The organism is Bacteroidota bacterium (assembly GCA_018831055.1).
GTDB lineage: Bacteria > Bacteroidota > Bacteroidia > Bacteroidales > B18-G4 > M55B132.
In genome coordinates, this window is record JAHJRE010000118.1 from 1 (window position 1) to 8,652 (window position 8,652).

General features: G+C 44.8%; 5 protein-coding genes. All 5 read right to left on the minus strand.

Going from position 1 to position 8,652, the window contains the following annotated elements; translation table 11 throughout:
* Window positions 1–662, minus strand: a 662-nt coding sequence (locus tag KKA81_07400) for a hypothetical protein (protein MBU2650743.1), incomplete at its 3' end; no start/stop codon positions are given.
* A 60-nt stretch (window positions 663–722) separates the two neighbouring features.
* Window positions 723–1,499 (minus strand): LytTR family DNA-binding domain-containing protein, encoded by a 777-nt coding sequence (locus KKA81_07405; protein MBU2650744.1) that lies wholly within the window; start codon window positions 1,497–1,499, stop codon window positions 723–725.
* 11 nt (window positions 1,500–1,510) lie between these two features.
* The gene (locus KKA81_07410) at window positions 1,511–2,578 is read right to left on the minus strand and encodes a histidine kinase (GenBank protein ID MBU2650745.1); all 1,068 of its coding nucleotides are present in this window, start codon (window positions 2,576–2,578) and stop codon (window positions 1,511–1,513) included.
* Window positions 2,579–2,670: 92 nt separating this feature from the next.
* The gene (locus tag KKA81_07415) at window positions 2,671–3,294 is read right to left on the minus strand and encodes a hypothetical protein (GenBank protein MBU2650746.1); all 624 of its coding nucleotides are present in this window, start codon (window positions 3,292–3,294) and stop codon (window positions 2,671–2,673) included.
* Between the two features lie 373 nt (window positions 3,295–3,667).
* Window positions 3,668–8,446, minus strand: a complete 4,779-nt coding sequence (locus KKA81_07420) for a PAS domain S-box protein (protein ID MBU2650747.1) — start codon at window positions 8,444–8,446, stop codon at window positions 3,668–3,670.
* Between the last annotated feature and the right edge of the window lie 206 nt (window positions 8,447–8,652).

Here is an 8,652-nt window from a genome sequence, read left to right on the forward strand (position 1 = left end):
GAACCAAAGCGTATCTGCCTCTTTTCCATCTGGTTACCAAACCTGTCAGCCTCAACTTTAAAAAGATCCCCACGGGTGATCAAAAACTCGGCGATATTATTATCGCCTATCCTTGGCATGGTGAAGATATATTTCCCACTACGCGTATCCTTCCTGACTACCGAATTGCTGTCGGGTGTCCATTCGTTAAAATCCCCGGCTATAATAATGGGATCTCCCTTCGGTGTATTTTCAGGAAGATTGTCAATTACGATGGTGACTTGCGGGCAATTCAACGGTTCCAGGTCACGCCAGCTTTCCACCTTTATATAAACCGTATCTTCATCACCATAAACCAGCCTCCGGTTGGCTGTCTCATAACCGCAAATGTCTGTCTCCACCGTTGACCAGTCGCCACGTGTCAATTTGTATTGCAGGGTACCAAAGCCGCTGGGAAGCTCGAAATAGTAATTGCTATCCTCATCCATTTTCAGCCTGAAACGCTGATCCCCAGGATCCCAACGGTTAAACTCCCCGGTGATGTATATCTGCGATCCCCGTGGTGTGTTGGCCGGAATATCCTCCACAACCACTACCGGCCGTGTACACGCCCCCAATGCCACCACCGCCGCAGCAATAGCAAACACAAATCCTATATTTCCATTCCTTTTCATTACAATCATTCAATTCATAATTAAAAACCAATCCCCCTAAACCCTAAACCCTAAACCCTAAACCCCAAATCACCTATCCATCCACCCCATAAACTCCCCCACCCTCACCCTGCTGACCAGCACATCTTTTTCACACACCGGGAGAAGTTCAATTTTAAGCCTGCTGTTCAAATACTTATATACTTTGCCAATAGCCTGGATATGGGCCACAAAAGCTCTGTTTAGCCTGAAAAAATGCTTCGGGTCCACCATCCGGCTAATCTCTTCTATGGAATATTCCACGATTACCCGTTCATTTTTCCTGGTTATCAGAAAAACAACATTATCTTCAGCGTAAAAGTATGCGATATCCTCCACCGGTATATGCCTGATCTGGTCCCCTATCCTGGAAACAAACCTCGATTTGTATTCCCTGCTTAAACGATGGATCACATCTTCAATCTGCTCCGGGCTTAATCCCTGCCCCTTATGGGGGGCCGGTGCAAAATGCTCCCTCATCCTTTGCAGCTTCCCTGTCGCCTTTCTGAGGTCCTCCACACGTATGGGTTTCAACAGATAATCTATGCTGTTCAGCCGGAAAGCTTCTATGGCATATTGATCGTATGCCGTGGTAAAGATCACGGGCGAATGTACCTCAACCTGCCTGAATATTTCAAAACTCAGGCCATCGGCAAGCTGAATGTCGAGGAATATCAAACCGGGAGCAGGATGGCTCTGAAGCCATTCCACAGCGTCTTCCACAGAATCGATCATTTCCAGGATCTCAACCGGTTCATCCAGGCTATCAAGCAACCTTTTCAGTTCCTGCTGTGCATAGGGTTCGTCTTCTATTATGAGGACTTTCATAACAATCTGGTTTACCGGGTATATATTTTTTTTATCTCATCTTCTTCCAGGAGAGGGATGGTCACCCTGAATTCATTTTCCGATTCATGCACATCCAGCGTCCTGTCGGTAAGGATCTTCAGCCTGCTGCGTATGTTGTCGAGACCAATTCCTGAAGAATAGGTCTCTTCTTTCTTCTTTTGCAGGTTATTGGCAAGCACCAGGGTATTATCATCTCTCGTTACAATACTGATCTCCAGCGGCTTTTTCATTGAAACAACGTTGTGTTTGACCGCATTTTCAATCAGTATCTGCAATGTTAGCGGAATGATCATCCTGTTGAGCATTTTCTCTTCGATCTCAACCCTGAACAGCAGTTTCTGATCAAACCTTAATCCCAGCAGGTAGCGGTACGAATCGGTAAACTGCAGCTCTTCCCGAAGGGGGACGATATCGTCTTTCCGTTTTTCCAGGATATACCTGTAAACGCTTGAAAGCTCCCTGACAAAATGGGATGCCGTATCCTGATTTTGATAGATCAAGGATGAAAGGGTGTTCAGACTGTTGAACAAAAAATGCGGATTCACCTGCACGCGCAACATCTCAAATTGCGTAGCGAGATTCTCCCTTCTGAACTTTTCAATCTCGGCCAGTGAAACTCGCCATCGGTTGAGCAAACTGACACCTGTATCAATAATTAACAGCAACAAGCCAAAAATTACAAAAATTACCGCTATGATCAGTTCATCAAGAAGACGGATAAAGCCCGACGGGAAAAATGCGGTCAGGATGAGCAAACGCATGATCATGACCATTCCTGCAACAAATAAAGACGTCAGTATTACCTGAATATATACCCGCATTGCGGGTGATTTCTCCCAGGGATACTTCCTGTTCATCCACGAAGTCAGGAATGATAAGCCATACAACATGAGAACCGACAATCCAACGGATATCATATAGTTTACCCAGGAAGAGAATAATCCCTGGGTTTTATACAAAACACTGAATATCACATCCAGCGAAAACTGGATCATCAGTCCTGTCAATAGGATTACCAGGAACCACAAAACTTTCTGCCGGGTGAGGTATTCAAACATTTTTACTTTAAATTAACTTCCTGATAACAAAGATGTAAAAAAATGGCCTTCAAATTGAATCTGAAGACCATTTAAATGCATTGCGCATGGTTCTATTTGGTAATATTCCTCAACGCAATTAGTTCACCTTCGTGGAAAACACCAAATGAATATTTTCCTGCCGGGAATTTGGCAATATCGTGAGTTAGCCGGAGGTTATGGCCTTTTTTTACATTGCGGACATAGAGGTATTTCCCGTTTGCATCCCATACTTTGATGGTAGCTTTAGCAGCATCATCTTTTGAAATGCGAACCAACACCCGGTCCTCACCGGCAGGTTCAATGGAGGCATTCACCGGCGACTCTTCCGAACGGAATTCAAGGGAGCCGTCTTTTTCCTTAATAATCCTGGAAATATAAACAACCTCCTCACCATCCTTTACCATATAAGTATAGAATCCTTCCTTAATTCCTCCGATATTATGGGAAATCTTCTGAGTGGAATGTTCGTTCACCAGTCGGTTCATTACCTGTTCGCCGTCGTTGTTGTAAATCTCCAGTACCAGTGCTTTATCTATGAGGCTCTCTATGGTGATCAGCACCCGGGTTTCATTGCGGAGATCCATGCTTACTTTCACTTCAGCCTTGTCACCGGTATATGTTGCCATGTTATTTGCAAAAAGACCTGAGGTCGTCAGTGCAATCATTCCTGTTAATATTACGCTTAGTGTTTTCATGTCTTTGTTTTTTTACTTGTTGAACTTGCGTTGATTATGACACAAAACTACCGCGTGGAACAGGCGATGACAATGAAAAAGGTGCAGACTTAAGAATCTGCCATGTGAAGTGAATATTATGCAAGGTAAAACGCGGGTCATTTGAACGTTTAAAAGCTGTCAGGTCCTGCGGACGCTGACAGGTTTAAAAGTCCCGGCATCCCGGCAGCGTCCGGAAGGACCTGCCGGCGATGATTACCACCGGGGTATTCAGCAGATCCCGGCTGACGCCGGGATGACGGTGCACCGCGTTATTAAAAAGGAACTCCCGGCATCCCGGCAGCGTCCGAAGGACCTGCCGGCGATGACACGAATACCGTGATGTAAAAAAACATCACTCCTCAGTCTCCACTAAAATATCGTGTATTAGTCTTGAAAGCTGGGTCATATTGAAAGGTTTGGAAAGATAGTGATCAAACCCTTCTGCCAGGAACTCTTCTTTATGTCCCTGCATGGCATTGGCTGTAACGGCAATAATCGGCACTTTCCTGTACCGTTGTATTTTCCTGATCTCCTTCATTGCCTGGATGCCGTTCATGTCCTTACCCAGGTTTATATCCATAAGGATGGTATCAAAATGCCCTTCCCTGGCCAGCTCAAGGGCTGAAAGACCATCTTCGGCAATCTGAACGTCGTAATTAAGATTCGATAAAACAATTTTAACATATTGACGGTTAGTGGCTTCATCCTCAACCAGGAGAACACTGGGTGTACGGCTTTTAAGCGGATTCTGGTAAAGTCTTGGAGTAACAGTTTGAGGTTCTTCTTCCTGCAAACCTTCCTGCCCATCCATACCAACAGGAACATATACGGTAAATACCGATCCTTTGCCCAGTTCGCTTTCTACGCTTATTTCTCCCTCCAGCACATCAACATAACGTTTGCAAATACTCAAACCTAATCCCGTGCCTTCGAATTCCCGGTTATAACCCTCACTTACCTGCCTGAATTCATCGAAAATGATATCAAGGTTCTCCGGTGATATTCCTATGCCCGTATCAATAAAACGGATCAGGATCCCGGGGGCATCGTTTCTTGTTTCTTCCGACAATTCAACTACCACTCCACCTTCGTGTGTATATTTTATGGCATTGTTGATCAAATTATTGAATACCTGGCGTAAAAACCTGCCATCGGTAAATGCGGATGTATTCTCCGTTTTGAATTCCGTGACGAGGTAAATGTTTTTCTTATTGGCATTGGCAATATAAAGGCGCTTTACGTCCAGCAGGATACTTTTTACATCTACAACCGACTTACGCAGATCGAGCTGATTTGATTCAAGGGCAGAGAGGTTCAGGATACTGTTCAGGGTTTCCAGCAGCCTTTGTCCTGATTTGTTAATGATCTCAGTCATCTCCTTCAGGTTATCATCTTCAATGGAGTTGGACAGTATCTCGGCAAAACCCAGGATACCATTCAAAGGTGTTCTCAATTCATGGCTCATAGTAGCCAGGAAGTTGGATTTGATGCGGTTCATCTCCTCGGCTTTTTCTTTGGCGCGGATCAGTTCCTCCTGCATATTTTTCCTCTCTGTGATATCCTGCCATAAGGCTACATAATGCGTAATGCCGGCCCCGTCAGAGATCAGGGATGATATGGATTCCTCCGCCCAGAAGTACTCTCCGTTCTTTTTCCTGTTGTATATTTCACCCTGCCAGACCTTTCCGCCTCTGACCGTATCCCATAGCTTGCGGTAAAAATCGGCATCATGTCTGCCGGATTTTAGAATGCTATGGGTTTTTCCAATCACCTCCTCAGGAAGGAAACCCGTAACCTCAGTAAATCGTGGATTGACATATTCTATAAGTCCATTTTTATCGGTAATGGAAACGGAGGCCGGGGATTTTTCGACGGCGCTGGATAATTTGCGTATCTGTTCCTGGTCTTTCTTTTGCTGGGTGATATCGCGGAAAATAACCTGGGCAGCGGGCTTATCATCAAAGAATATCCGTGTATTGGAAACTTCGAGGTCGATGATCTCCCCCCCGGCTCTGATGGCCTTTTCTTCAGCGAGCGCATGGGTAGCATCTCCCCGGTAAATGCTCTCAATGCGCTTACCGGCTTCCTGTTTGCGTTCTTCGGGTATGATCAGCATGGTATTCAGCCCGCTCATCTCATGTGGCCCTTCATAGCCTAAGATGCGGGCAGCCTCAAGATTAGCATACTCAATGATAAAGTCGCTATGCACGATGATACCGTAAGGTGCAGATTCAGCGAGAATACGATACTTTTCTTCGCTGTCTTTGAGGGCTTTTTCGGCCATCACCCTCTCGGTAATGTCGAGATAGGACCCGATGACTTTTTCATTATCCCCCTGTTCATCCTTGAGCAATTCACCCTGCGACAAAACATAGCGGACCCCGCCTTCTGGCAGTATAATCCGGTGCTCAATGTTGAACGGCAATCCCTTTTCCAGCATTTTCTCAATAGCTTCCACGGCCATCTTTCTATCCTCTGGATGTATGATCTTGCGCCTTATCTCTTCTGATGATTCTGTACTCCCGGGTTCCATACCGCATATACGGTAAAACTCTTCCGACCAGAAAGTGACGCCCGTATTGAGGTTCCATTCCCAGCTTCCCAGATGGGCTACACGCTGTGCGTCCATCAGGTTGCGCTGGCTCCAGCGTAATTCTTCTTCGTTTTTCTTCCGGGCAATGGAAAGGGTTATCTGAGGAGCGATAGTCTCCATCAACTCAAGGTCTTTCCGTGTGTATGCATCGGCATCATCATAGCTTTGCATCACCATCACCCCTATGGGCAAACCTTCCAGAAGCAAGGGAACTCCCATCCACACTTTGGCCTTAGGCCCATACCGGCGGATCAGCCCCTCTTCCTGGAGCTTCCGTATGTCCTCATTTTTCAGGAAATAGGATTTCTTATCGCGGATCACCAGGGAGGTGATCGTATTACCGGCAGGAAAGGATTTAAAGACCTTAATCTCGTCTCTCATATAGGGCAACTCCATCAAATCCTTCTCCTTGTTATATAATGCAATGAAAAAATTCGGAGCGTCAACGAGCTTGCTCATTTCAATGTGAATGATCTCAAACATCTCGTTTAGACTTGCTGAACGCCCTACCGCGTTGGAGATGTGGTACAGAACTTCCTGTATGAATTCCGCTTTCTTCCTTTCCGTAATCTCTATGGCTGTTCCCAACACCATCGGCTCACCACCGATAACCAGCTTGCTGTTCGATATCTCCACCCACTTCTCAATGCCGGTTTTGGTCTTGATCCTGAACTCATAAACACTGGGGACCTCCTCCCCTTTCACACGGGCAAGCCCCCGTCCTTTCACCAGATCCAGGAATTCAGGCGCTACCAGATCCCAGAAATGCATGCTTAACAGCTCCTCATTGGAGTAGCCTGTAATGTTGCATAACTCACGGTTGACATAATGAAAACTTCCATCCGTGTCAAAAGTGTAAACTGCGCCCTTGAGGTTCTCATTGAAAGCCCTGAACTTTGCTTCACTTTCCCGCAAGGCATTCTCAGCCTCTATCCTGGATGTGACATTGCGGAAAGATATAACACGGTATGTTTCTTCGTCGATCTTTAGCGATTTCCCTTCGGTTTCAAGGAAAACAACAGATCCATCCCTCCGGATGGCTTTAATGGTGATGGGTTCTGTGTAAATCTCATTGTGCTCCATCCTCTCTTCCAGCAGGCGGTAATCCTCTTTCACAATAAAACCGCGAATAGGGTTTCTTCCTATGGTCTCATCGCGTTTTAGCTGAAAGATCTTCAGAAAGGATTCGTTGCAATCTACAATGATACCATAGCGGTGAATGGCGATACCTTCAAAGGTAATGTTACTCAAGAGTTTGTACCTTTCCTCGCTTTCTTTCAACACCAGCACATAAGCCTTTCGCATCAATGCATTGGCTATAATGTCGGCAACCATTTTGATGAACTGGATGAACTCCTCCTCCCATTGCCGGCTACGCTTTAATAATTCAAATCCAATGATACCAAGCAATTGCCCCTCATGAAGCATGGGCACCATAAGTAACGCCTTAACTCCCTGTTTTTCAAGTATTTTTTTATCTTTATCGGCTTCCATCGGTAATACGCTGATATCATCGAAGCGTACAACCCGGTGTTGCTTGATTTCTGCAGAAAGAAAAGGAAATACATTCAACCAGATATTCTGCTTTTTATCGATCTGCGGAACATAACCGCTGGCCACCCATTCGTGTGTATCACTGATCTCGTTGAGTTCATCGTCAAATAAAGAAATAAAACAACGGTCAACATCTTCCTGCTTTCCTATCTGTTCCAGAGTATATTCAATTACCCCGTCGATTTCCTCTATTCGTGCGCTGATGATCTTATGAGAGATCTGACTGACCAGGTTCCCAAACTGAAAACTGTTTTGCATCTTCATTTCCTGGATCTTACGGGAGTGTATATCCCGGCTGACTCCAAGAAAACCGCTGTGCTTTCCTTCTTCATCCTGAAGGGGATTCACAATAACTTCCGTCCAGATCTCCTTCCCGTCTTTCCTGATCTGCAGTATCTCCCTCGGTTTACCTTCCGGTTGCAAACCCTTTGATAAGCTTTCCAGAGCTTTCTGGATAAGGTTAAGGATAAAATGATAAGTATCTTCCGGCAACAAATCATTGATCTGCATACCCATGATCTCTTCCCGGGTATATCCCAGCATCTTTTCTACAGAAGGACTGACATAGGTGAAACGGTTATTCTTATCCAGTATCCAAAATACATCGTTGCTGTATTCAATGGTTTGCCTGAAAGTGAGGTCTGTTTTTTTTAGAATATCTTTTCCGGATGGAAAAACTTCCACTGCCTTATCATCCTGTATGAGAAGAGGTACCGGTTTACGGGGGCGAATAAGCAGGATATAGCAGGATGCTAAAAGGATGCTGTTTATGGCTATTGATAAGGTAATCCATGAATGATCAGCAATGCCGGAAATCAGAAATACAGTGTTTAAAAGCCAATGTAAGGTTAATAGTCCAAAGGCAACAGGCAACGGGATATGTAAAATGGAAACAGGTTTCAACCTCCTGTTAATAATAAACAGGCGGATTGCCAGCAACTGCAAAATAAAACCGAATACCAATAATAGGATCAGTCCGGACATTAAGAGGCTTTTAGAAAAGTGTTAAGTAAGATCTGGCCTACTTCACCATATTAATATACATTATACAAAAATAATTATAATAGAGTTACAAATTCAAGTGTTTTTCAGAAAACCAAATTAACACTACGTTAATTCATTGTCAAAAAAAATAGCTTCAGGTAACAAGCTTCAAGTTTCAGGCTGCAGCCTGCAACCTGCAACCTGCA